Here is a 23,528-nt window from a genome sequence, read left to right as displayed (position 1 = left end):
CATGGGGACCCATGGAGAGACCCGCGTGAACACTCCGGCCAGTCCGTCGCCCCCGGCGCCCGGCGCCTGGTGGCAATGGCTGCACCAGCTGTGGCTGCACGCCATGGCTGTCGAGGACGTCACGGGGATCGCGGACCAGGTGTACCGCGCACTGATCCAGCTGCCCGGCGCGGTCGTCGTGGTGGGGGCCCGCTGGGGCGTCCGCGAACCCCAGTACATGCGGATGCTGGCCGCGGGTGGCGAGGACCCCGTCACCTGGCTCCCCACGGCACCCGACTGGCCCGGCGGTCCCACGCTTCCGCCTTCGGCCGACGCGGGCGACGAGCCCCTGTCCCGCCTGTACGACCTGGCCGGGCCGGACCGCGCGCACCTGCCCCTGGTGGAGGGGCCGCTGCTCGACTCCAAGGCCGCCGTCGTGCTGGAGTGCGTCTTCCCGCTGGCCACCGGCGACACCGCCGGACTCTGGGTCGGGCTGGAGAACCTGCCCGACCCGGTGACCGTCGAGCGGCTCGGCGAACAGCTCACGCAGGTGGCCGACGTGCTGATGGCCAGCAACGAGCGCATCCTGGCGGCGCGTTCCGACGAGCGACGGCAGGCCCGGGACGCGTTCCTGGCCGAGGCGTCGCTCCAGATGGACGCCAGCCTCGATGTGCAGGAGACCCTCGGCCGGGTGGCCCGGCTCGCCGTGCCCGCGGTGGCCGAGGGATGCGCGGTGCACCTGTTCCGCCCCGACGGGCGGCTCGAACCGGTGGCCGTGGCCCATGTGGCGGTCACCGCACAGGAACGGCTCGCCCGGATCGCGCACGACGACACCTGGCTGGACACCACCCTGTGCGCCGCCGCGGCCGGTCGGCACAGCGTGGTGCTGCGCGGCGCCGACCTGGCGGGCGGCCCCTTCGCCCCGGACACTGCCGACGCCCCCTTCGCCGTGTCCGCTCTCAGCGTCAGCCCGCTGCGCGCCCGTGGCCGCACCCTGGGCACCCTCACCTTCCTCTACGGCGGCGAGGACGACGGCATCGCCGACCCGCGCACCCTGGAGAACCTGGCCGGACGCGCCGCCCTCGCCATCGACACCACCACCCTCTACGCCCAACGGCGGGAGCACGTGAGGCTGTTGCAGCACCATCTGCTGCCCCGCGCCCTGCCCGAGGTCGACGGACTCGAACTGAGCGCCGCCTACGAGGTGGGCGACACCAGCCTCGACGTCGGCGGCGACTTCTACGACGTGGTGGCGACGGGCGGCAAGGTCGCCCTGTTCATCGGCGACGTGTGCGGGCGCGGCGCGGAGGCGGCCGCCTTCACCTCCCTGGCCCGGCACACCCTGCGCACGCTGCTGGAGGACGGCACCGCGCCGGGCCCCGCGCTGACCCGGCTGAACCGGGTCCTGACCGACGAGCGGGCCTCGCGCTTCGTCACCGCCCTGGTCATGGTCCTCACCCCCGCCGACGGCGGCTGGGACACCGAGGTCGCCGCCGCGGGCCACCCCTTCCCGCTGCTCCGCCGTGCCGACGGCGAGGTCACCGAGGTGCCCGCGCACGGCCTGCTCCTCGGGGTGGTCCCCGGCACCACGTACGAGCCCGTACGGGGCCGCCTCGGCGAGGGGGACGCCGTGATGATGTTCACCGACGGGCTGATCGAGGCCCGGTCGGCCGACGGAACCCACTTCGAGGAACATCTGCCCGCCGCCGTAAGGGAGTTGGCGGGCGGTGCCGAACCGGCCGCCGGGATCGTGGCCGCCGCCTCGGCGTTCCGGCACCGGGGCGACGACGACACGGCCGTGCTGATCGCACGGGTGAGAGGACAGCGATGACACCGGACCACGTACCCCTGAAGCCGCTCGACATGGAGCGCGTCCTCGTCCTGGAGGACTCGCAGGAGGACGCGGAGGCCATCGAGCGCGCCGTGTCCCGGACCCACCCGCACCTGCGGCTGGAGTTCAGCTCGCAGGGCGAGGGCCTGGTCGACCGGCTGCTGGCCGCCCCCGAGGTGCCCGGCATCGTGCTGCTCGACCTCAACATGCCCGGCATGAACGGCTTCGCGGTGCTGAAGTCGCTGCGCGCCCGGCCGGAGCTGGCGGAGATGACCGTGGTGGTCTTCACCTCCTCCACCGCCCCGGCCGAGGTCGACGCCTGCTACGCGGCCGGGGCGGACAGCTACATCTACAAGCCGCTCAACTTCGACCTCTTCCGTACCGTCCTCAAGGGCGCCCTGGACTACTGGCAGCAGAACAAGGGTCAGTCGGCGGGCCGGTCCTCGCCCAGGGTGAAGTAGAACGCGGTGCCCTCGCCGGGCGCGCTGCGCAGCCAGAGCCGTCCCTCGTGGCGCTCCACGATGCGCTTGACCACGGCGAGGCCCACGCCCGTGCCGCCGCCGTGCTCCTGCGGGGCGTGCAGCCGCCGGAACAGGTCGAACACCTCCTCGTGCAGCTCCGCCGCGATACCGATCCCGTTGTCACGCACCACCACCGAGGGCACCGGGGAGTCCGTACCGGGCGGCACCGCGTCCTCCATGGTGATCTCCACTGTGCGGTCGGGCCGGTCGGCGGCGTACTTCGCGGCGTTGACCAGGAGGTTCAGCAGGATCTCGTAGACCCGGTCCGCGTCGGCGCTCACCCGGGGCAGCGGCTCGGGACGCAGCACCGCCACGCCCTCCTCGGCCAGCCGGGGGCCCGCCACCTCCAGCGCGCGGTCCAGGATCTCGTCCAGGGACACGTCGGTGCGGCGCAGCCCCGCCCGGCCCATCCGGGCGTAGTGCAGCAGGGAGTTGAGCAGGTCGTCCATGCGCGCGGCCAGCCGCCGCATCGTCTCCAGCCGACGCACGCTGGTCGCGTCCAGGCCGTCCGCCGCGTCCTCCAGGGTGAAGGTGACGGCGTTGGCGATGCCCCGCAGCGGCTCCTTGAGGTCATGCGCGGCGACATGCGCGAAGGAGTCCAGGTCCAGGTTGGTCAGCCGCAACTCGTCGTTCAGCGCGGCCAGTTCATCCGCGTGCCGGAGCACCAGCCGGGTGAACAACCGGCCCATCTCGAGCGCGGCGGCCTCGTCGTGGGTGCTCCACGGCAGGCTGCGGCCCCGCATCATCGACCGGAAGACCGCCCCCGAGCCGCGCGGGGTCAGCCGCTCGCCGCGCGGGCCCACCAGCACCGGCCGGGCCGGGTCCGCCGCCCAGGCGCGGGGGAGCGGGCGCTCCGCGCGCAGCCACGCCAGAAAGTCCCCGTCCGGGCCCAGCGGCAGCATCAGCGCCCCGGCCGGGCCGTCCGCCGTGAGGGGCACGTCCACCCCGTCCTCGGCCAGCAGCTCGCCCAGCCGGTCCGTCGCCCACACCTCGCCGGACCGCAGCCGTACCGCGTACCGGCCGAGCGCGGCGGCCAGCTCCGAGGGGACCGCCAGGCCCGCCCCGGACGCCCGCCCGCCACGCACCAGCAGCACGCCGTCGGCGTCCACCAGCCGCCGCAGCTCCGCCTCGTGCCGCAGCAGCGAACCGTCCACGTCGGCGTCCAGCAGCTCGGCCACCGCCGCCGCGTCCCGCCCGGACCGGGCCAGCGCGTCGGCCCGCTCCCGCTCCTCGATGGCGGCCAGCTGCATGGAGAACGCCACCCCGAACAGCTCGCACGCGGAGCGCACCTCGGGCGCCAGCCGGGTCGGGGTGTCCCCGTGGCAGGCGATCAGCCCCCACAGCCGCCCCTCCCGCAGCAGCGACACCGACATCGAGGACCGCACCCCGATGTTGCGCAGATACTCCAGATGGAACTCCGAGACGGTACGCAGCGCCGCCCCCGACAGATCCAGCGGCTCACCCGTGGCCGGACGGACCGGGGGCAGCAGGCGGGCGGTCGGGTCGTCCACGTCCGCGATCACCCTGATCCAGTTCTCCTCGTACAGCCGCCGGGCCTGCGGCGGGATGTCCGTCGCCGGGAACCACAGCCCGAGCCACGGCTCGCGCCCCTCGGCGAGGTCCTCGGCGACGACCTCGCCGGGCCCGTCGGTCCCGTCGAAGCGGTACGCGACCACCCGGTCGTAGCCCGTCAGCGCCCGCACCTCGCGGGCCGCCGCCCGGCAGCAGTCCAGCACGGTGGTGGCCGACCGCAGCCGCCGCAGCGCCCGCCGGACACCCTGGTAGAAACCGGCGAAGCGGAGCGTGTCGCCCGGTTCCCGCGGCTCGAACTCCAGCATCACCAGACCGTCCCGGCGGTGCACCCCGAGGTCGAACGCCGACCGGACCGGCTCCGTGCCCGCGGTCACCGGGAACGCCACGGCCACCGAATCGCCCTCGACGGCCGACTCCACCGCCTCCGCCCAGTCCTCCGCGTCCAGCACCGCCGTCACCGGCCGCCCCACCAGCTCCGCCGCGTCCACCCCGAGCAGCGCGCCGGTGTTCTCGGCGGCGGTGTCCACCACACCGGTCGCCGCGTCCACCGCCAGCAGGGTGCCGTACGACTGCACCCCGCCCAGCAGATGAATCCGCTCGGTCACGCACGCCGACAGGTCGAAGCCGCCCGCGACGGACGCCTCCGCGCTGCGCACACGCTGGGACAACCAGTCCTCGTCCATCCGAGACCCACCCTTTTCGATCGGCGAAAGGGCAATGATGGCAAAGCCACCCGCCGATCGCCCGCTTCCGTCCTCCGATGCCCGTCCCGCTGCGAGCTGGTCACATTTGTGCCACTCTCCCTCGCACGGCACACCGGCTGGGCAGACTGCACAGCACTCCTTGTCCGAACGGAGTACGAAGTCGACCCTGAGGAGCACGAGTTGCAGACCCGCCCGGGCAGCGCAGACAGCCGACGGCACTACGCGACCACCCCGCACCTCATCGAGATGCTCGACGCGATCTTCCAGGCGTTCCGGCGCCGCAGCCCCATGGCGCTGCCGGAGTTCGTGCTCTACGCGGAGGGCGGATCACCGGAGGGCGACGAGGCCGTACGCGGCAGCCTCGCCGAGCTGCGGCAGGAACTGCGTTCGCGGGGCGTGCCGTTCGCCGCCGTCCGGCAGTCCGCGCTCGTCGACCCCACCGACGGCGGCAGCCCCATGGTGCGCGCCCTGCGGGTCGTCCAAGCCCTGGGCGGCCGGCCCGCCCGGTCCGGGAGCGAGCCGTACGTGGAGCCGCACGCCTGGCGCGGCGGCCGACGCCAGTACGGCCAGTACACCTTCCCGCGCAGCGAGCTGCTCCTCGCCATAGAGAACGTCGTCCGGGAGGCCGGGCCCGACGCCGAACCGGACGAGCTGCTGCACGGACTGAACCGCACCGGCTGGCGGCCCGACGGCATCCAGTGGACCGCCAGGCTGCGCGACGCCGCCACCGACGCCTCCCGGACCGTCCCCGCCCTGCTCATCGCGGTCGTCGCGGTCCTCATCACCGACAAGCCCTGGTACGTGACGCTGCTGTTCCTCGCCGTGGTGATGGCCGCGCTGCTCGCCCTGAGCATCCTGCCGGGACGCGCGCCCGTGTTCCTCGGGCTGCGCCGCGAGGTCCGCTGGTTCCTCAGCACCACCTACCTCAACCAGGGCCCGCGCGCCGACCGCGGCGAGGGCCTCACCTGGCGTCTGCTGCGGCTCTGGCCGCCGGGCGCGGTGCGCCAGCGGGTCGCCGCCGTGGCGCGGGACATCCAGGACGGCGGCCTCCTCGACGAGCACCGCACCGGCAGCGGCGACGACGACGCCCAGCGCCGCCACCTCCAGCTGCGGGTGCACGCCCTGCGCGAGGACCTGCGCGACGCACACCGCGCCTGGTCGCTGGACCTGCGCGGACGCAAGCGCCCCACCCCGCCCGTGCTCGTCCTCCCCGACGCCACCGCCGACAACGGCCTGATCGAACTCCTGCGCGCCATCAGCGACATCCGCAGCATCCGCAGCGAACTCGACCCCCTGCTGGTCGTCGCCGCCGTACGGCACGACGACATCGGCCTGCTGCAGCGCAGTTACGCGGCCGAGCCCGCCGCGAGCCACCTCAACGGCTCCGGCGCCGACCTGCCCGCCTGGTACGCGAGCTGGAACCGCGCCCGCCGGGTCAGCCAGTCGCCCAGCCTGGAGGGCAGCACCCTGCCGTGGGTGCTGCGAGTCCCTCTGCCGGAGGGGCTGCTGCTCCACCCCGACCTCGGCGTCGGCTCCCCGCGCCGCTCCCGGCTGGCCACCGGGCGCCCCCGCTGGACCTGGCTGTGGTCACTGCCCGCGCTGGCCCTCGTCCTCGCCGCCACCGGGCTCGGGCTCGGCGTCCGCGACCACCGGCTGACCAGCCAGTACTGCTCCAGCGACCTGCGTGGCGCCAACCAGGACACCCGCCGCGTCGAGGCGTCGAGCGGCAAGGGCGCCGAGTGCGTCGGCGTGGCGACCGGCGGGGTCACCTTCCCGGTCGCACGGCAGCTCCAGGAACTCATCCGCGAGGAGAACGCGTCGATCGGCAACAGCAGCTACGTCACGCTGGTCTACGCGGGTCCACTCAGCGGACCCGACCCGGAGGGCAAGAACGACGACCAACTGGTCAAGGGATTCGAGGAGTTGCGCGGCGCCTACATCGCCCAGCACGCCAACAACGCCTCCCAGCCGGTGAAGCTGCGCCTGCTGGTCGCCAACGGCGGCACGGACATGGCCAATCAGCTCACCATGGCCGAGCGGATCGTGGAGGTGGCACGCCGGGACCGTACGATCGTCGGTGTGGTCGGCATAGGCCGCGACATGACCGACACCGACAAGGTGCTGGAGACCCTGCGGCAGGCCGAACTCCCCGTCGTCTCCGGCACCAACTCCGGCACCTGGCTGCTCGACAAGCCCAACTTCTTCAACCTGGCCGCCACGGACCAGTGGCAGGTACAGCAACTCAGGCTATTGGCGCAGCAGTTGCGCGCGCCGGGCACCCAGGGCTACGGCACCGCAGGCCGTGCCGTCGTCCTCGGCCGCAGCCCCGTCACCCACGACCGCTACACCCGCGAACAGATGGACCACGGCGCCCGGATGCTCACCGACGTGGGCTACCGCGTCGACCGGCTGGAACGGTACGAACTGAGTAACGGCCGCCCGGTCCTCGGCCGCCAGGTCGACCAGATCTGCCAGGAGGGCGAGGTGCCCCGGGTCGTCTACTTCGCGGGCCGCACCGAGGACGTCAACGCCCTGATGGACGGCATCACCTCCGAGCCCGGCTGCAACGGCAAGCAGATCGCGGTCCTCGCCGGGGACGACCTCTCCCAGGCGGGCTTCGACTCCGAGCGCAGCAGCGTCGCCGCCAACGTCACCCTCTACCACCTGGTCCTCACCGCCCCCGGCACCAAGAACCAGGGCACCATCTTCGTCAACAACCTCCGCAAGCTCGGCCCCGACCAGGAGAAGATCCTCGGCCTGAGCGCGGCGACCCCGCAGACCGACAGCGCGCTCAGCGACGGCCAGACGATGCTCATGCACGACGCCACCGAGGTGCTCTACCGCGCCGCGACCGGCGACGGACAGCCGCGCGGCCGGGCGGAGGCATGGTCCGGCCTGCTGCGCACCAACATCGACAACCTCGCCACCGGCCGCATCGACTTCACCGCCGTCACCCAGGACAACGCCCACGACCAGGGCCTCGAACCGGGCACTCGCGACAACTACGCCATCTCCCTCGTCCGCGTCGCCAACACCGGCGGCGCCCACTACGACCGCACCGTCCTCTGCTCCCGCCGCGCGGGCGACCGGCGCCCCCTGACCGAGAAGGAGTGCGACGTGGACCGCAAAGCCCCGTCCTCCCCGCAGCCGCGTCCCTAGTCCGATCGCACCCGGAGGTCTTCTTCCGGGTCTCCAGCGGTGCTCGTGAGCGCCTCGCGCAGCCATGCCTCGGCCGCGCCCGGCGTGGGCTCCGGCGCGGCGCCGGACGGGGTCGCCAGCTCGGACACGACGTCCCAGTAGTGGTCGAGGCGGGGCTCGTCGGCGAGGACGCCGGTCAGCCGGTGCCGGAACGTTTCGCTGTCACGGGCGCCCCCGGCTTCCGCCCAGGCCCCGACGAACCGGTCCAGCGCCTCACCCCCGGCCGGGGCACGCCCGGCCCGCAGCTCCGGGGCGGCGAGGTCGTACGCCTCCTTGAGCCCGGAGTAGAGGACGGCGGGGCGGAAGCCGTCTCCGAACCGCTTCGGCGCGGGCGGGCGGGCCAGGCGGTCCGGCGGACAGGGCGCCGTGGCGATCGCCCGCAGCCGCCCGAAGGCCAGCACCTGCGCCGGAGTGGGGTCGTGGGACGGTGCGGGTACCGCGGTGTCGACGATCCCGGCCAGCAGGGGTGCGGGCAGTCGGGCCGGGAAGAGCCACCGTCGCCAGAAGCGGGCCAGGACGTCGGTGTCGGGCGGAAGGCCCATGGCGCCGATGAGGTCCAGCCGCCGGGCTCGCTCGTCCGGCGCGCAGTCCGTGAGGAGGTGGAGCGCGGCTTCCCGCCAGCGCAGCGCGGTGAGTTGGGGCCGCAGTTCGCGCAGGCGGTCCGCGACCAGTCCCTCCAGCGCGTCGTCCCGGTCCAGGGCCCGGCCCACGTCCGGTACCGGGAGGTCGAGGGTGCGCAGGGAGCGGATCATCCGCAGTCGGCCCAGTGCTTCCCGGCCGTAGCGGCGGTGGCCGCCGGAGCTGCGTCCGGTCTCGGGCAGGAGCCCCTGGTCGGAGTAGAAGCGGACGGTCTTCACGGTGACGCCCGCCTGCGCGGCGAGTTCCCCGATGCTCCACGAAGTACTGCCGGTCACGCCTTGAACCTCCTCCAGGGGGAGTTCCTACGGTAGCGGCGCGCGGCCGACGACAGGGCCGCGCCGGATCAATGGGAGGAGTCGGGGATGACAGTGGACACAGGGGCCGAGGCCGCGTTCGTCCTGGTGCCGGAGGCGCACACGGGGGACTGGGTGTGGGATCGGGTGGCGGCGGTGCTGCGGCGGGCGGGGGCGCGGGTGCTCTGCGCGACGCTCTCCGCGGACAGTCGCGATGGCTCGGCCGACTTGGAGACGCACATCGCGGACGTGATCCGCCAGGTCGACGCGGCGGGGGAGCGCGTGGTGGTCGTCGGGCACGGCTACGGCCTGCTTCCGGCGCTGGGCGCCGCCGACCGGCGCCGGGACCGGGTGGTCCGGGTCGTCCACCTGGACGCGGCCGGGCTGCCCGGGGACGGCGACACCGCCCTCGACGTACTCCCCGCCCTGCCGCGACCCGCGAGCGGCGCGACCGAGGTGCCGCCGCCGACGCGCGAGGAGTGGCAGCGGCTGGGCAGCACCGAGGGGCTCACCCACGCCGTACTCGACAAGCTCACCGTACGGGCCCTGCCGCAGCCCGCCGCCACGCTCACCCAGCCGCTCCGGCTCTCCGAGGGCGCCGCCCGCATCCCGAGGACCGGAGTCCTGTGCCCGGCGGACGGCTCGACCATCGAGCGGCTGCGCTGGATGGCGTCCCTCGGCGACCCGCGGCTGAGCCTGCTCACCGAGCCGGGCAACACCTTCCTCGAAGTACCCACCGGACACTGGCCGATGCTGTCCGAGCCGGACCTGCTGGCCAAGGCCCTGCGGCAGGCGGCGGCGGGTGAGGGGGAGAGCCTCGCGCTCCCCGCGGACCACGTACCGGACCACCTGCGGCCGTTCGCCGTGGAGGTGCCGGAACGGGCGCGGGAGCGCGGGGAGCGTGTCGACCTCTATCTGCCCGACGACCAAGGGCCGCGCCCCGCGGTGCTGTTCGTGCACGGCGGCCCGCTGCCCGCCGGTATGCGACCGACGCCACGGGACTGGCCGACCTTCACGGGGTACGCCAGTCTCGCCGCCCAACTCGGCGTCGTCGGCGTCACGTTGGATCACCGGCTGCACGCGCCGGACGACCTCGTACGCGCCGCCGAGGACGTGTCCGCGGCCGTCGACCTCATCCGCGCGCATCCCCGGGTCGACGGAGACCGAGTGGCCCTCTGGTTCTTCTCCGGCGCCAGTCCGATGGCGGCACCGTGGCTCTCCGCGCCGCCGCCGTGGCTGCGGTGCCTCGCGGCCAACTACCCACTGCTGGAACCGATTCCGGGGCACGGCACGGACGGCGACCGGTTCCGTCCGGCGGCGGCGGTGCGCGGCGCGGGGGACCTGCCGATCGTGCTCACCCGCGTCGGTCTCGAGGACCCGATGCTCGACGCGACCGTGGAGCGCTTCCTGGACGCCGCCGGTCAGTGCGGCGCCAAGGTGGAGGTCATCGTCGCCCCGCACTGCCGTCACGGCTTCGAGACGGTGGACCACACCGAGGAGGCGCGTTCGGTCATACGGGAGACCATGCGCCGAGTGCTCGGCCACCTCGGAGCCTGACCCACACCCCCTGTGGGCGAACGGGTTTGATTTCTGATCGGTCCTGAGTGATTCCGTTGAAGAATGTTCCGTGCTACGTTCCCCGCACCTCGCCGCCGGGCCAACGCCCGCGCCGGGGTGCGGGGTTCGTCCCCGTTCACGCGCCGCCCGTCCCACCGCACGGACTCCCGTTCCCGCCCCGCACGATGGTCAGCGCGACGGAATCCGCGCACCGTCCTGCCCCGTCCAGCTCTGCCCTGGAGGAGTTCGATGCGTCGCCTGATCGCCTGTTTGGCGGCCCTGTTGATGGCCGTCGGCGGAATCCTCGTCGGCACCACCGGCACCGCGGCCGCCGCCGTCGTCCCCAAGACGCCACCGCTCACCACCCCGTGGACCAGCCAGGTGTCCACCACCAACCCGCTGCCCGAGTACCCGCGCCCGCAGATGACCCGCCCCGACTGGCAGTCCCTCAACGGCGAGTGGGAGTTCCTGAACCCGCCCACCGACGGCGCGGGCAACGTCAACCGGAACGCCGCCCCGCCCCTCGGCCAGACCCTCCCCGAGCGCATCCTCGTCCCGTACCCGGTCGAGTCCGCGCTGTCCGGCATCATGCGCAACGACAACCGCGACCTGATGTTCTACCGGCGCACCTTCACCGTCCCCCAGAGCTGGAACGGGCGCCACGTCCAACTGCACTTCGGCGCCGTCGACTACGAGGCCACCGTCTGGGTCAACGGCACCCAGGTCGCCACCCACCGCGGCGGCTACGACCGCTTCGAGACCGACATCACCGCGCGGCTGGGCGGCGGCACCAATGAGATCGTCGTACGGGTCTACGACCCCACCGACGGGCGCGGGGAGAAGCAGCCCGTCGGCAAGCAGGTCGCCAACCCGAGCGGCATCTTCTACACCCCCACCTCCGGCATCTGGCAGACCGTGTGGCTGGAGCCCACCCCGGCCTCCTCCATCTACTCGGTCGACATCCGCGCCGACCTCGCCACCAACACCGCCCGCGTGAAGGTCTTCACCCGCGGCGATGTCACCGGGCACACCGTGCGCGCCGAGGCGCTGAACGGCACCACCGTGGTGGGCAGCGCCACCGGCGGCTTCACCGAGTTCTCCGTACCCGTGCCGAACGCCCGGCGGTGGTCGCCCGACGACCCGTTCCTCTACGACCTGAAGGTCACCCTGCGCAACGCCTCCGGCTCCGCCGTCGACAGCGTCACCAGCTACTTCGGCATGCGCGAGATCGGCAAGAAGATGCTGAACGGGGTGCTGCGGCCCACCCTCAACGGGGAGTTCGTCTTCCAGATCGGCACCCTCGACCAGGGGTTCTGGCCGGACGGCCTGTACACCGCGCCCACCGACGCGGCCCTCGCCTCCGACATCCAGAAGCACAAGGATCTCGGCTTCAACATGGTCCGCAAGCACATCAAGGTCGAACCCGCCCGCTGGTACTACCACGCCGACCGGCTCGGGCTCCTGGTGTGGCAGGACATCCCCTCCACCACCGCCGCCGACCAGAACCGGACCTCCGCGCAGACCGCCGAGTTCGAGTCGGAGGCCCGCGAGATCATCGACGAACACCGCTTCTCCCCGGCCGTGGTCACCTACGTCCCCTTCAACGAGGGCTGGGGCGAATGGGACCTGAACGCCACCCGGCGCGTCACCACCGACCTGAAGAACTACGACACCTCCCGCCTGGTCGACGCCCACAGCGGCTACAACTGCTGCCAGTCCAAAGGCGATCCGGGCACCGGGGACATCATCGACTGGCATGTCTACACCGGGCCCGACGCACCGAAACCGTCCGACACCCGGGTCTCCGTGCTCGGCGAGTTCGGCGGCATCGGACTGCGCACCCCCGGCCACGAGTACAGCCCCAACGGCCAGTTCTTCGCCTACGAGCAGGTCTCCAGCGGCGCCCAGCTCGACGACCGCTACACCGGCATGGTCCGCGACGTGCAGCAGCTCATGACCACCAAGGGGGTCTCCGCGTACGTCTACACCGAGATCACCGACGTGGAGGGCGAGTACAACGGGCTGTTCAGCTACGACCGGCGGGTGCAGAAGGTCGACACCGGCCGGGTCCGCACCGCCCACCGCGACCTGATCGCCGCCTCCCGCAACCTCAACTCGCCCGCCCCGCTCACCCTCGGGCACGTACGGTCCTTCAAGGTCACCACGCCCGGCTTCACCGACCGCTACCTCCGCCACTCCGACTCGCTGGCCCGCACCGACGTGCTCAGCGGTTCCTCGGCCGACGGTGCCCGCCAGGACGCCTCGTTCCGTACCGTGACCGGCCTGTCCGACCCGCGCTGCTACTCCTTCGAGTCGGTCAACTTCCCCGGCCGCTACCTGCGCCACGCCTCGGGCCGCGTCCGTATCGACTCCGACACCGGCGGCTCCTTCGCCGCCGACGCCACCTGGTGCGCCCGGCCCGGACTCGCCTCCGGCGGCACCTCCTTCGAGTCGGCCAACTTCCCCGGCTCCTACCTGCGGCACTACGCCGACAACGTGTACCTCGCCCGCAGCGGCGGCCCCAACGCCTGGGACACCGCGACCTCCTTCGCCGCCGACGCCACCTGGAACGTGGGCCAGCCCGCGCTGTGGCGCAGCTCCGTGCTCCTGCCCACCGACGTACGGCGCTCCCTCCAGGTGACCACCTGGGGCTTCACCAACCGCTATCTACGCCACGCCGACAGCCTCGCCTACACCGAGGTCGTGGACGCGGGCAGCAGCGCCCAGCTCAAGCAGGACGCCACCTACACGGTGCGCCGGGGGCTCGCCGACTCCTCCTGCTACTCCTTCGAGTCGGTCAACTTCCCCGGCCAGTTCCTCCGGCACGCCGACAGCCGGGCCCGCAACTCGCCCGACGACGGCTCGGCCCTCTTCCGCGCCGACGCCACCTTCTGCGCCCGGCCGGGCCTGAGCGGCACCGGCGTCACCTTCGAGTCGCTCAACCTGCCCGGCTCCTACCTCCGCCACTTCGAGGCCCAGGTGTACATCGCCGCCGGAACCGCGGGCAGCGGCTACAACCGCCCGCAGACCCTGACGGCGGACAGCAGTTGGAACTTGGACGGCCCTTGGGCACCGTGAAGTAGCCTCAGGCCGTGAGGGCCTGGAGGACGTCGGTCCTCCAGGCCCCGAGGCGGCGCGTCGTGCGACCGGTCGACGGGGCGTACGCGGAGGAAAGGTGTGACATGACGGATGCCCTGGACCTGACCCTCGCGCAGAAGGTGCTGGCGGCACAGCCGTTCAGCAATCTGCTCGGCGCCCGCCTGGTGGCCTTCGGAGAGGGCGAGGCGACGCTGGAGCTGGACATCCGTGACGATCTGCGCCAGCAGAACGGCTTTCTGCACGGTGGCGTGCTCGCCTACGCGGCGGACAACACCCTGACGTTCGCCGCCGGAGCCGCCGTCGGCGCACGGCTGCTCACCGCCGGGTTCACCATCGACTACCTGCGCCCCGCCGACGGCGTGCTGCTGCGGGCCCATGCCCAGGTCGTGAGGGCGGGCCGGTCCCGTGTCGTATGCCGCTGTGACCTGTCGGTCGTGGACGGAACGGGCCAGGAAACCCTCTGCGCGGTGGCACAGGGGACCATCGCCGTGCCGGAGCCCACGCGGGGGGCCTGAAGCCGCCAAAGGGGCTGCCGGCAAACCGAGTTCGAGCATCAGGTGTTGACAGTTCCGTCGGGCGGTCGCACGGTGGGAGCGCTCCCAAGGTAGGTGCACGGCGCGTTGCCGGGCACCGTCAGCGCGATGCCGTACCCCCACCCCGCTCACCGTGACCTTCAGGAGACCCTCATGTCCTCCCGTAGAGCCGCACACCCGCACGCCCCGAGACGAGCCGCCGTACTGGCCGCCGCCGCGCTCCTCGGCACGCTCTCCCTGAGCGCCCTGCCGCAGACCGCCTCGGCCGCCGCCAAGCTGGACAACCCGTACGTGGGCGCCAAGCCGTACGTGAACCCCGACTGGTCGGCCAAGGCGGCCGCGGAGCCCGGTGGTTCGGCGGTGTCGAACCAGCCGACCTTCGTATGGCTGGACCGGATCGCCGCGATCAAGGGCACCTCGGAGGCGCGCGGCCTCAAGGCCCACCTCGACGCGGCGAAGGCGCAGGGCGCCAACCTCGTCCAGCTCGTGATCTACGACCTGCCGGGCCGGGACTGCGCCGCCCTCGCCTCCAACGGCGAGCTGGGCGCCGACGAACTGGGCCGCTACCAGACCGACTACATCGACCCGATCGCGGCCGTCCTCGCCGACCCGGCGTACGCGAGCCTGCGCATCGTCAACCTCATCGAGCCCGACTCGCTGCCCAACCTCGTCACCAACGCGGGCGGCACGGCGGGCTCCACGCCCCAGTGCGCCACGATGAAGGCCAACGGCAACTACGAGAAGGGCGTCGGCTACGCCCTGCACAAGCTCGGCGCCCTGCCCAACGCCTACAACTACATCGACGCCGGACACCACGGCTGGCTCGGCTGGGACTCCAACCTGGTCCCGTCCGCCCAGGAGTTCAAGAAGGCCGCCACGACCAGCGGTGCCACCGTGAGCGACGTGACGGGGTTCATCGTCAACACGGCCAACTACTCGGCCACCCGCGAACCCCACGTCAAGATCACCGACACGGTCAACGGCACCACCGTGCGCCAGTCGAAGTGGATCGACTGGAACCAGTACGACGACGAGACGACGTTCGCCCAAGGGCTGCGCTCCGCCCTCGTCGCCCAAGGCTTCGACAGCGGCATCGGCATGCTGATCGACACCTCCCGCAACGGCTGGGGCGGCTCCGCCCGGCCGACCGGTCCGGGCCCCTCGACCAGCGTGGACGCCTATGTCGACGGCGGCCGCATCGACCGGCGCATCCACGCCGGGAACTGGTGCAACCAGAGCGGTGCCGGAATCGGCGAACGCCCGGCGACCGCGCCCGACACGGGCATCGACGCGTATGTCTGGGCCAAGCCGCCGGGCGAGTCCGACGGCGCCAGCAAGCCCCTCGACAACGACGAGGGCAAGGGCTTCGACCGGATGTGCGACCCCACGTACGCCGGGAACGGGCGCAACGGCAACAACCCGACCGGGGCGCTGCCCAACTCCCCGCTGGCCGGGCACTGGTTCTCGGCGGAGTTCCGGCAGCTGCTCGCCAACGCCTACCCGCCGCTGAGCGGTTCGGGCGGCGGAGGCGGCGACACCCAGGCGCCGACCGCGCCCACCGGACTGGCCGCCACGGCCACGACGGCCGACAGCGTCTCCCTCAGCTGGCGCGCGGCCACCGACAACACCGGCGTGACCGGGTACGACGTCTACCGCGGCGCCACCAGGGTCGGCAGCGTCACCGGCACCTCGTACACCGACACGGGCCTGTCCGCCGCCACCGCCTACACCTACACGGTCAAGGCCAAGGACGCGGCCGGGAACGTCTCGGCGGCCTCGGCGGCCCTCTCCGCGACCACCAAGGCGTCCGGTGGGGGAGGCGGCTCGACCGGGCTGAAGGCGCAGTACAAGAACAACGACTCCTCGGCCGCCGACAACCAGATCAGGCCCGGCATCCAGCTCGTCAACTCCGGTTCCGGCGCCGTCGATCTGTCGAAGGTGACCGTGCGGTACTGGTTCACCGGCGAGTCCGCCGCCGCGGGCTACCAGACGTGGTGCGACTACGCCCAGCTCGGCTGCTCCGCCGTGAAGACGTCCGTCACGTCCCTCCCGGCCGCCCGCACCGGCGCCGACCGCACCCTCGACGTCACCTTCACCTCGGGCTCGCTGGCCGCGGGTGCGAGCACGGGCGATCTCCAGCTGCGGCTCGCCAAGTCGGACTGGTCGAACTTCGACGAGTCCGACGACTACAGCCGGGGCACGGGCACGTCGTACGCCGACGCCCCCAAGGTGACCGTCTACGTCAACGGCACGCTCGCCTGGGGCGTCGAGCCGTAGAGCGCGGTCACTTCTCCCCCCACGCACGTACGGAAGGACCCCCCCATGCACCTGAAGTCCCGCAAGTTACGCCCCCTCGCGGCCGCGCTCGTCCTGGCCGCAGGGTCGGTCACCGCCCTCACCGCCACCTCCGGCTCGGCCCAGGCGGACGCGCAGGTCTGCGACCAGTTCGGCTCGGTCACCACGCCCGGCGGCTACGTCGTGCAGAACAACGCCTGGGGCACCTCCGCCCCGCAGTGCGTGACCCAGGTCGGCGACGGCTTCCAGCTCACCCGCGCCGACGGCTCCGTGCCCACCAACGGCGCCCCGAAGTCGTACCCCTCGATCTTCGCGGGCTGCCACTACACCAACTGCTCGCCGGGCACGAACCTCCCCAAGCGGATCGGGAGCATCGGCAGCGTGCCCAGCAGCATCGCGTACCAGTACGTCGGCGGCGCGGTGTACGACGCCGCGTACGACATCTGGCTGGACCCGACGCCGAAGACGGACGGCGTCAACAAGACCGAGATCATGATCTGGCTCAACCGGACCGGGCCCATCCAGCCGATCGGCTCCGTCACCGGCACCGTCTCCCTCGCCGGGCACACCTGGGACGTGTGGCGGGGCAGCAACGGCTCGAACGACGTGATCTCCTACGTCGCCCCCGCGTCCCTGACCGGACTGAACTTCAACATCAAGGAGTTCATCGACCACACCGTCTCCCAGGGCCTCGCCACCCCGGACTGGTACCTCACCAGCGTGCAGGCGGGGTTCGAACCCTGGGAGAACGGCGCGGGGTTGGCGGTCACCAGCTTCTCGGTGGGCGTCAACTGACCTGAGTACCCCCGCCGGGGTCGTGAACCTCCACGACCCCGGCACCACCGCGTCGAGAATCGGCCTCGCAGCCCATGGCGCGTCCGAAACCAGACCTGTGTGCGTCGTTCCCGAGCCGCGATGATGATCGCCATGTCGGAAGCGATCGAGATCCTCGCCCTGTGCTGCACCGGTCTGTACGCCGGATACATGATCGCGTTCCAGTCCGGCGTCATGCCCGCGCTCAGGGAGGCGGACGACGCGTCGTTCACCCTGGTGATGAGGGCGGTGAACCGGAAGGTGCCCGGCCCGCTCTTCCTGCTCCTCTTCCTCGGCTCCCTGGCCTTCCCCGTCGCTTCCTGCTTCATCGCACCGGACGGACGCGGCGGCGGTGCCACGGTTCTCCTGAGCGCGGCCGCCACCTCCGCGCTGGTCGGCCACACGATCACCGCGGTCGGCAACATCCCGCTGAACAACGCGCTGGAGTCGTCGCGGGGGCAGGGCGACGAGCGGGCCGCCCGCACCGCGTTCGAGAGCCGATGGCGGGTCCTGCACACCGTACGGACACTGTTCGCCGTCGGCGCCTTCGTACTGACAGCCCTGGCCGCCGTCCGCTGAGGCGCTCCCGGAGTCCGTCGGGTCGGCCCGTGCCGGGACGGCCGTGACCGTCCCGGCGCGGTGCGTCAGGCGGCCGGGAGCCACTCCGGGCGCTGGGAGCCGCGGGGGACGAGGATCTGGCGGTAGGCGCCGGGGGTGTCGGACATCTGCACCTGGTCGGTGATGCCCTGGTAGTGGCCGAGGGGGGTCTCGGCGGTGAAGACGTCGGGGTCCGGGTAGGCGTGGAGGTCGCCGGTGCCCGCGATCTGCTTCGCGTACTCCTGGTCGAAGATGCCCATGGAGAGAATCCAGAGGGCCACGCGGGACAGCGAGACGTGGACGCGGTAGCTGCCGCCGTCCACGGCACGGCGCCGCAGTGCCTCGACGATACCCGCGGTCATGAACCAGGAGACCAGGTAGTCGTTGACCACCGTGATGGGAGGCAGCGCGGGCTTGTCGCCGTCGCCCTCCAGGTGCAGCAGACCGGTGAGCGCGCCCGCCGTCTGGTCGAAGCCGAGGTAGTCCTTCCACGGACCGGTCCGCCCGTTCAGGGAGACGGTGGCGTAGATCAGGCCGGGGCGGCGCTCGATCGCCTCTTCCTCCGACATGCCGATGCGGTCCAGGAAGCCGGGGCGCCGGTTGGCGTAGAAGACGTCGGCCTCCGACTGGAGCCGGTGGATGAGGGCGAGACCCTCCTCGGTGTACGGACTCACCGTCGCGGAACGCACGCCCACACCGGTCGAGTTGTACGTGACGTCGTGCTCCAGCTCGGTCGGCCGCCACAGGTTCAGCACGTCCGCGCCGTGCAGCGCCATGGCGCGTCCGGCCCCGGCACCGGCGATGATGTGGCCCATGCCGAGCGCGCGCACCCCGTCGAGCGGCGCGACCGGGTCCGCGGGCAGCGGCTCGGGGTCGCTGTCACCGATGCGGGTGATCTCCACCAGCGGCAGCTTGGACAGCACCTGCCGGTACTGCTCCTCGTCCAGGATCTCCTGGGGCGTGCGCACCATCGGCATCACGCACCCGGCCTCGGCGCCCGCCCGCTCCAGGTCCCGCGCGTCCCACTTCGAGATCGCGGCCTCGACGTGCTCGGGCACATCACCGACACCGAGCAGGCGCTGCGCGGCGACCTTGATGTTGGGATAGATGTTGAACGGCATCATCCAACGGCCGTCCGCGCTGCGGTAGAAGTTGTTGACGAACGCCATGTTGATCAGCGACGGGGTGCCGCCCGGATAGCCGTTGAGCAGCTCCCACTTCCGCTCGTAGAACGGGCAGAGCCGGTGCGGGCCCTTGCGCAGGTCCATGTGGATGTCCTGGCCGCGGCCGGTGCGGTCCTTCCACAGCGCGGCGACGGCGGCCGACTTGGCGACCAGCGCGATCCCGGAGGCCGCGCCGAGCCGCAGGGTGCTGGGCACGACCGGGTCGGCGCCCTCGAAGGTGAGGTCACCGCCGGTGTCGCCCGGCTTCAGACCGATGCCCGCGAGCACCTCCTCCGCCTCGGCGTACACGTCGAACGCGTCGTCGGTGGCCGGGGCGGCGATCGACTTCTTGATCTTCTGGGTGAGGTCCATGCTTCTTCGCCTCTTATGTGCGTTATCGGTGGTTCAGGCGTGCGTGCTGCCGGAGCCGGGCGTCTCGCCGAGGGCGCGCATCAGCGTGATCTGCGCCCGGTCGCGCTCGGCGGCCAGCTCCTCGACCGAGTGCCCGCCGAACGCCTCGTCGGCCTGGTCGACGAGCGTGGTGACGGTGGCCTCGTCGAAGGTGGGGTTGCCCAGGACCGGCCACATGCTGTCCTCCATGGCGCGGCCCAGGTGCTCGATGAAGTGGGGGAGTCCGCCGGGGCCCCCGCCCAGATGGAAGGTGCGGAACGGTCCGGCGACCGCCCAGCGCAGCCCGATGGAGGAGGTGACGATCTCGTCCAGCTCCGCCTCGGTCACCACGCCCTCGGCGACGAGGTGCACACACTCGCGGAACAGCGCGGACTGCAGACGGTTGGCGACGAAGCCGGGGATCTCCTTGTGCAGCACCTGGGGCTTCTTGCCCAGAGCGGTGTAGAACGCCCTGGCCCGCTCGACCGTCTCCGCGGACGTCTTCTCGCCCGGCACGATCTCCACCAGCGGCACCAGGTGCGGCGGGTTGAAGGGGTGCCCGACGACGAGCCGCTCGGGCTGCCGCAGCGCGGTGGCGATGGCGCTCGCCGGGATGCCGGAGGTCGAGGTGGCCAGCAGCGCGTGCGCCGGAGCCGCGTCCTCGATGGTCCGCCAGATCCGCTGCTTGACGTCCAGCCGCTCGGGGCCGTTCTCCTGGACGACGTCCACGTCCGCCACGGCGGTGGCGAGGTCGGCCTCGAAGGACAGCCCCTCGGTGAGGTTCTCCGTCGGCAGGCCCAGCTCGGCCAGGGCCGGGGTGATCTCGGCGAGGCCCGCACGGACGAGGTCCTCGATGTCCTCGCGCGGGTCGCTGATCACCACGTCGACACCGCGGGCCAGGAGGAGACCGGCCCAGGAGATCCCGATCACGCCGCCGCCGATGATCGCGGCACGCCGGTAGGAGGTCAGGGCGGGGTCGGTGGGAGAGGTCATGGTTCGGTGGCTTTCTCGATCGGGTGGCGCTCAGGCCGCGGCGAGGTAGTCGAAGACCGGCTCGACCGGCGCGAGCGTCAGGTCGGTGACGATGTGGCTGGCCCGGACGATCTCCAGCACCGGCAGGTCGGCGAGCGGCGCCATGACGTGGGCGAACAGCTGCAGCCGGGCCGGGGCGGTGAAGGCGCTCTTGACGGTGACGTCGGTGATCCGGGTGCGGACCAGCTCGCAGATGCGCGGGGTGCCGTCGTAGTTCGGGACCGTCTTGACCATGAAGTTCGGGGTACTGATCTCCGCCCGGGCCTCGTCCGCGTCCAGCGTGTGGTGCTTGTAGCCCATGGTGGCGGTCGCCACGCGCAGGGTGCCGTAGTCGAGCGTGCCGACCACCGTGTCCGAGTCGACGTAGAGGCGGGGGGAGCCGCCCTTCTTCGGGTACGCGCTGTACTCGCGGCCGCTGGAGATCGCGGGCACGCTGTCCACGTACATGGCGAGGTTGAACTCACCCCGCTCGCCCTCGTGCTCGACGGCGATGAGCTGCCCGGCCTCGGTGTAGTCGCCGAGCCCGGTGGTGTCGGGCATCCGCATCATCTCGAAGCGGACGACCGGGTCGGTGACCGTCAGCGGCTCGGGCACCAGACGGCGCAGCGCCTCGGGGTCGGTGCGGTAGTAGATGTTGAGGTACTCGCGGTCGGTGAAGCGGTACCGGGTGGGAGCGTAGGCGGGGGAGTCCACCGGGGTGGTGAAGAGCCGCGCGACGTCCTGCTTGCGCATGGGGGCCTCCAGGGAGAGGGCCGTGGGGGGAAGTGCGACACGCTGTTCCGGTGACGCTCATGTTCCAGTGGACACCTCTTCACCCCTGTCCGTCCAATATATGGTGTGGTCATGAGCGATATGCTTGAGGATATTCAGCTCACCAGGAGGCTGTTGGAACAGTTTCTGGTGGTGGCCGACGAGCGGCACTTCGGGCACGCGGCCGAGCGCCTCGGCATGAGCCAGCCGCCGCTCAGCCAGTCCATCCAGCGACTGGAACGCGGACTGGGGGTGCGCCTGTTCGACCGCGGCCCCGGCGGGGTGACGCTGACCGCGGCGGGCGAGGTCTTCGCCGTGGACGCGCGCCGCCTCCTCGACTCCCAGTCCGCGGCCATCGAGCGCGCCCGACGCGTCGCCGCCGGTCTGGAGGGCGATGTCCGGGTGGGCTACGTGAGCATCCTCAGCCACCACTACCTGCCGGGCCTGCTCCGGGCGGCGGCGGAGGAACTCCCCGGCCTCCGTGTCCACCTGCACCAGGACTCGGCCGTGGCCCTGGCCGAGATGATCCGCGCGGGCACGCTCGACCTGGCCTTCCTGCGCGACCCCTCACCCCTGTCGGCCGACCTCGTCAGCCTCGACTTCGCGGTGGAGCGCATCGCCGCGGCGGTACCGCGCCACCATCCGCTGGCGGACGCCGGGTCGATCGAGCTGGGCGACCTGCGCGACGAGGACTTCGTCCTCCCGGACCCCACCGCGCTGCCCACCCTCGCCCATCAGGTCCAACTCGCCTGCCGCGAGGCGGGTTTCACCCCGCGCAGCCGCGCCGTCTCGGACGACCTGACCGGCCTGTTCAGCTACGTCGCCTCCGGACTCTGCGTCAGCCTCCTGCCCGAGCGGCTCCGCGACTTCCATGTCGCCGAGGTCGCCTTCGTCCCCTTCGCGGAGACGTCGCCGTACCTGGAGACCACCCTCGTCGCCATCCGCCGCCCGGACGCCGACGCGGCCGTCATGCGGCTGCTGGAGCTGATCACGCGCCGGATGAGCGCGTGACCCCGGCGGGAACGCTGTGGACCACGCGGCCGGGTGGATGGCATCGTCGGTGACCGTGACGAAGCAGGGTTTTCTGGCGCTGGCGCCGCAGTACACCACGACATCCGAGCTGCTCTCGACGTCGGCGCGGCGGCGGGGGATGGACGTGGACGTCCTCACGCCCACCGCCGTACGGAGGACGGGCGGCCACTACTACGGCGGCCCCGCCTTCGCGGCACGCGTCGCGGACGACCTCGAGGTCGCGCTCCTGGAGCCGTCCGACGACTGGCTGGCCACGCTGCCCCGCCAGTACACCGGGCGACACATCGCCATGGCGACCCTGGGCGAGGCGCGCGGTCTGACCCGGCCCGCGTTCGTCAAGCCGCCCCGCGAAAAGAGCTTCCCGGCCGCCGTCTACGCCGACGGCACCCGCCTCCCGACCGGACCGGAGCTGTCGCCGGACGTGCCGGTGCTGATCAGCGACGTGGTGACCTGGGCGGCGGAGTTCCGCCTGCACATCCTGGACGGCGAGGTCCGTACGGGTTCGCAGTACACCACCTTCGGCCGTCTCGACGCCGAGCCGCTGCACGGGCACCGGTACGAGGACGCCGTCCGGGAGTTCGCGGACGATCTCCTGACCACGTGCGGCGACGGCCTGCCCAGCGCGGTGGTGCTGGACGTCGGGCTCCTCACCGCGCCCGAGCACGGCGCCGCCGGGCAATGGGCGGTGGTCGAGGCGAACATGGCCTGGTTCAGCAACTGCTACGCCGCCGACCCCGACCGGGTCCTGGACGTCGTCCTGCGCTCGGCCGGTCCCCGGACGCGACTGTCCGAGCGGGACAGCGGGTTCTGCCGGACCGGCTGAAACTCCGAACTCGGGAGGGCTCAGGGGCGGTGGCCCAGCGGGCTCCGGGCGAGTGAGGCGAGCAGGTGGCCCGGGTCGTCGTACACCGTGTCCGCGCCCGCCTTCTCGAGGTCCTCGCGGGGAATCCCGCCGCAGAGCAGCCCCACGCAGGTGACCCCGGCCCGGCTGCCCGCCCGCATGTCCCACACGGTGTCGCCGACGAACACCGATCCCTCCGGTACCGCCCCCGCCAGCTCGAGCGCCCGCTCGACCGGCTCGGGGGCGGGCTTGCCCTCCGAGACGTCGTCGGCGCTCGCCATGCCGGAGATCGCGTCGTCGGCGTCGAGCGCGGTCCGCAGCGCGGACAGCTCCTGGCCGCCCGCCGACGTGGCCAGGACGACCTTCCAGCCGTCGTCCGCCAGGCGCCGCAGCAGCCGCCCGGCCTCCGGGAGAGCCGTCAGACGCCCGAAGTACTGTCCGTAGAGCGTCTTGTGGGCGGCACCCAGCGCCTCCGCCTCCTCGCGGGCCCGGTCCTCGCCCAGCAGATGGGCCACGAGATCACGCGAACCGAGACCGATGGCCCGGTGGATCGCCTGCGTCGGCACATCCTGCCCGGCCTGCCGCAGCGCCTCCCACCACGCCGTGACATGCAGGTAGTTCGTGTCCACGAGCGTGCCGTCCACATCGAACACGGCGGCGCGGGCCGCGCCTTGGCCATCGGTGGTGGGCATGGAACGCACCTCGTCTCCTCGTGTCCGCGTTCCCTG

General features: G+C 72.3%; 17 protein-coding genes and 1 pseudogene. 12 read left to right on the top strand and 6 right to left on the bottom strand.

Annotated features, from left to right (window positions below):
- Nucleotides 1-25 precede the first annotated feature (25 nt).
- Together ACI2LY_RS02195 and ACI2LY_RS02190 are read left to right on the top strand one after the other, a co-directional pair.
- Nucleotides 26-1,810 carry a PP2C family protein-serine/threonine phosphatase gene (locus ACI2LY_RS02195; RefSeq protein ID WP_404705419.1) on the top strand — a complete coding sequence of 595 codons (1,785 nt, stop codon included), beginning with the start codon at nt 26-28 and terminating at the stop codon, nt 1,808-1,810.
- Nucleotides 1,807-2,271 (top strand): response regulator, encoded by a 465-nt coding sequence (locus ACI2LY_RS02190; protein ID WP_404705418.1) that lies wholly within the window; start codon nt 1,807-1,809, stop codon nt 2,269-2,271. Before ACI2LY_RS02195 ends, ACI2LY_RS02190 begins: the two co-directional genes overlap by 4 nt.
- Here ACI2LY_RS02190 and ACI2LY_RS02185 read toward each other — a convergent pair.
- Nucleotides 2,235-4,547: an ATP-binding protein gene (locus ACI2LY_RS02185; RefSeq protein ID WP_404705417.1), complete on the bottom strand. Its 2,313-nt coding sequence runs from the start codon at nt 4,545-4,547 to the stop codon at nt 2,235-2,237. The two genes, ACI2LY_RS02190 and ACI2LY_RS02185, sit on opposite strands and share 37 nt — an antisense overlap.
- Before the next feature lie 201 nt (nt 4,548-4,748).
- Here ACI2LY_RS02185 and ACI2LY_RS02180 point away from each other — a divergent pair, with 201 nt between their 5' ends.
- Nucleotides 4,749-7,727 (top strand): ABC transporter substrate-binding protein, encoded by a 2,979-nt coding sequence (locus tag ACI2LY_RS02180; RefSeq protein ID WP_404705416.1) that lies wholly within the window; start codon nt 4,749-4,751, stop codon nt 7,725-7,727.
- Here the strand turns inward: ACI2LY_RS02180 and ACI2LY_RS02175 are convergent.
- Nucleotides 7,724-8,680 carry a MerR family transcriptional regulator gene (locus tag ACI2LY_RS02175; protein WP_404705415.1) on the bottom strand — a complete coding sequence of 319 codons (957 nt, stop codon included), beginning with the start codon at nt 8,678-8,680 and terminating at the stop codon, nt 7,724-7,726. The two genes, ACI2LY_RS02180 and ACI2LY_RS02175, sit on opposite strands and share 4 nt — an antisense overlap.
- A gap of 87 nt (nt 8,681-8,767) precedes the next feature.
- On the opposite strand from ACI2LY_RS02175, the gene ACI2LY_RS02170 reads away from it, so the two are divergent.
- From ACI2LY_RS02170 to ACI2LY_RS02140, 7 genes and pseudogenes are all read left to right on the top strand, one after another.
- Nucleotides 8,768-10,255, top strand: coding sequence for an alpha/beta hydrolase (locus ACI2LY_RS02170; RefSeq protein ID WP_404705414.1), 1,488 nt, complete (start codon nt 8,768-8,770; stop codon nt 10,253-10,255).
- Between the two features lie 249 nt (nt 10,256-10,504).
- Nucleotides 10,505-12,838 (top strand): annotated as a pseudogene (locus ACI2LY_RS02165) (AbfB domain-containing protein); the annotation flags it as partial.
- Nucleotides 12,827-13,333 (top strand): AbfB domain-containing protein, encoded by a 507-nt coding sequence (locus ACI2LY_RS02160; protein ID WP_404706465.1) that lies wholly within the window; start codon nt 12,827-12,829, stop codon nt 13,331-13,333. The pseudogene ACI2LY_RS02165 and the gene ACI2LY_RS02160, both read left to right, overlap by 12 nt.
- A 104-nt stretch (nt 13,334-13,437) precedes the next feature.
- Nucleotides 13,438-13,869, top strand: coding sequence for a PaaI family thioesterase (locus ACI2LY_RS02155; protein WP_404705413.1), 432 nt, complete (start codon nt 13,438-13,440; stop codon nt 13,867-13,869).
- A 171-nt stretch (nt 13,870-14,040) separates the two neighbouring features.
- Nucleotides 14,041-16,164 carry a glycoside hydrolase family 6 protein gene (locus ACI2LY_RS02150; RefSeq protein ID WP_404705412.1) on the top strand — a complete coding sequence of 708 codons (2,124 nt, stop codon included), beginning with the start codon at nt 14,041-14,043 and terminating at the stop codon, nt 16,162-16,164.
- Nucleotides 16,165-16,209: 45 nt separating this feature from the next.
- Nucleotides 16,210-16,977 carry a glycoside hydrolase gene (locus ACI2LY_RS02145; RefSeq protein WP_404705411.1) on the top strand — a complete coding sequence of 256 codons (768 nt, stop codon included), beginning with the start codon at nt 16,210-16,212 and terminating at the stop codon, nt 16,975-16,977.
- A 132-nt stretch (nt 16,978-17,109) separates the two neighbouring features.
- Entirely contained in the window at nt 17,110-17,574 is a 465-nt protein-coding gene (locus tag ACI2LY_RS02140; RefSeq protein WP_404705410.1) for a DUF1772 domain-containing protein, read from the top strand.
- A gap of 65 nt (nt 17,575-17,639) precedes the next feature.
- On the opposite strand, the gene ACI2LY_RS02135 is transcribed toward ACI2LY_RS02140, so the two are convergent.
- Genes ACI2LY_RS02135 through ACI2LY_RS02125 form a run of 3 tightly spaced genes read right to left on the bottom strand, consistent with a single transcriptional unit; the run spans nt 17,640 to nt 20,909 of the window.
- Nucleotides 17,640-19,127, bottom strand: coding sequence for a CoA transferase (locus ACI2LY_RS02135; protein ID WP_404705409.1), 1,488 nt, complete (start codon nt 19,125-19,127; stop codon nt 17,640-17,642).
- Between the two features lie 33 nt (nt 19,128-19,160).
- A complete protein-coding gene (locus tag ACI2LY_RS02130; RefSeq protein ID WP_404705408.1) occupies nt 19,161-20,138 on the bottom strand; it encodes a 3-hydroxyacyl-CoA dehydrogenase family protein in 978 nt (325 codons plus the stop codon).
- Between the two features lie 30 nt (nt 20,139-20,168).
- Complete coding sequence (locus tag ACI2LY_RS02125) at nt 20,169-20,909, bottom strand: acetoacetate decarboxylase (protein WP_404705407.1); 741 nt, start codon at nt 20,907-20,909, stop codon at nt 20,169-20,171.
- Nucleotides 20,910-21,020: 111 nt separating this feature from the next.
- On the opposite strand from ACI2LY_RS02125, the gene ACI2LY_RS02120 reads away from it, so the two are divergent.
- Together ACI2LY_RS02120 and ACI2LY_RS02115 are read left to right on the top strand one after the other, a co-directional pair.
- Nucleotides 21,021-21,938 carry a LysR family transcriptional regulator gene (locus ACI2LY_RS02120; RefSeq protein ID WP_404705406.1) on the top strand — a complete coding sequence of 306 codons (918 nt, stop codon included), beginning with the start codon at nt 21,021-21,023 and terminating at the stop codon, nt 21,936-21,938.
- Nucleotides 21,939-21,975: 37 nt separating this feature from the next.
- Nucleotides 21,976-22,782 (top strand): ATP-grasp domain-containing protein, encoded by an 807-nt coding sequence (locus ACI2LY_RS02115; protein ID WP_404705405.1) that lies wholly within the window; start codon nt 21,976-21,978, stop codon nt 22,780-22,782.
- A gap of 20 nt (nt 22,783-22,802) precedes the next feature.
- Here ACI2LY_RS02115 and ACI2LY_RS02110 read toward each other — a convergent pair whose 3' ends face one another.
- The gene (locus ACI2LY_RS02110; protein ID WP_404705404.1) at nt 22,803-23,492 is read right to left on the bottom strand and encodes an HAD family hydrolase; all 690 of its coding nucleotides are present in this window, start codon (nt 23,490-23,492) and stop codon (nt 22,803-22,805) included.
- Nucleotides 23,493-23,528 lie beyond the last annotated feature (36 nt).

Origin of the sequence: Streptomyces sp. NPDC002176 (assembly GCF_044903645.1) — a bacterium.
GTDB lineage: Bacteria > Actinomycetota > Actinomycetes > Streptomycetales > Streptomycetaceae > Streptomyces.
This window is presented reverse-complemented; position numbering and strand designations above follow the sequence as displayed.

What these genes read in the sequence shown, in the direction of transcription:
- ACI2LY_RS02190 (WP_404705418.1), top strand. Translation starts at nt 1,807, where the DNA reads ATGACACCGGACCACGTACCCCTGAAGCCGCTCGACATGGAGCGCGTC.
- ACI2LY_RS02185 (WP_404705417.1), bottom strand. Translation starts at nt 4,547, where the DNA reads ATGGACGAGGACTGGTTGTCCCAGCGTGTGCGCAGCGCGGAGGCGTCC.
- ACI2LY_RS02170 (WP_404705414.1), top strand. Translation starts at nt 8,768, where the DNA reads ATGACAGTGGACACAGGGGCCGAGGCCGCGTTCGTCCTGGTGCCGGAG.
- ACI2LY_RS02155 (WP_404705413.1), top strand. Translation starts at nt 13,438, where the DNA reads ATGACGGATGCCCTGGACCTGACCCTCGCGCAGAAGGTGCTGGCGGCA.
- ACI2LY_RS02150 (WP_404705412.1), top strand. Translation starts at nt 14,041, where the DNA reads ATGTCCTCCCGTAGAGCCGCACACCCGCACGCCCCGAGACGAGCCGCC.
- ACI2LY_RS02145 (WP_404705411.1), top strand. Translation starts at nt 16,210, where the DNA reads ATGCACCTGAAGTCCCGCAAGTTACGCCCCCTCGCGGCCGCGCTCGTC.
- ACI2LY_RS02140 (WP_404705410.1), top strand. Translation starts at nt 17,110, where the DNA reads ATGTCGGAAGCGATCGAGATCCTCGCCCTGTGCTGCACCGGTCTGTAC.
- ACI2LY_RS02135 (WP_404705409.1), bottom strand. Translation starts at nt 19,127, where the DNA reads ATGGACCTCACCCAGAAGATCAAGAAGTCGATCGCCGCCCCGGCCACC.
- ACI2LY_RS02130 (WP_404705408.1), bottom strand. Translation starts at nt 20,138, where the DNA reads ATGACCTCTCCCACCGACCCCGCCCTGACCTCCTACCGGCGTGCCGCG.
- ACI2LY_RS02125 (WP_404705407.1), bottom strand. Translation starts at nt 20,909, where the DNA reads ATGCGCAAGCAGGACGTCGCGCGGCTCTTCACCACCCCGGTGGACTCC.
- ACI2LY_RS02120 (WP_404705406.1), top strand. Translation starts at nt 21,021, where the DNA reads ATGAGCGATATGCTTGAGGATATTCAGCTCACCAGGAGGCTGTTGGAA.
- ACI2LY_RS02115 (WP_404705405.1), top strand. Translation starts at nt 21,976, where the DNA reads ATGGCATCGTCGGTGACCGTGACGAAGCAGGGTTTTCTGGCGCTGGCG.
- ACI2LY_RS02110 (WP_404705404.1), bottom strand. Translation starts at nt 23,492, where the DNA reads ATGCCCACCACCGATGGCCAAGGCGCGGCCCGCGCCGCCGTGTTCGAT.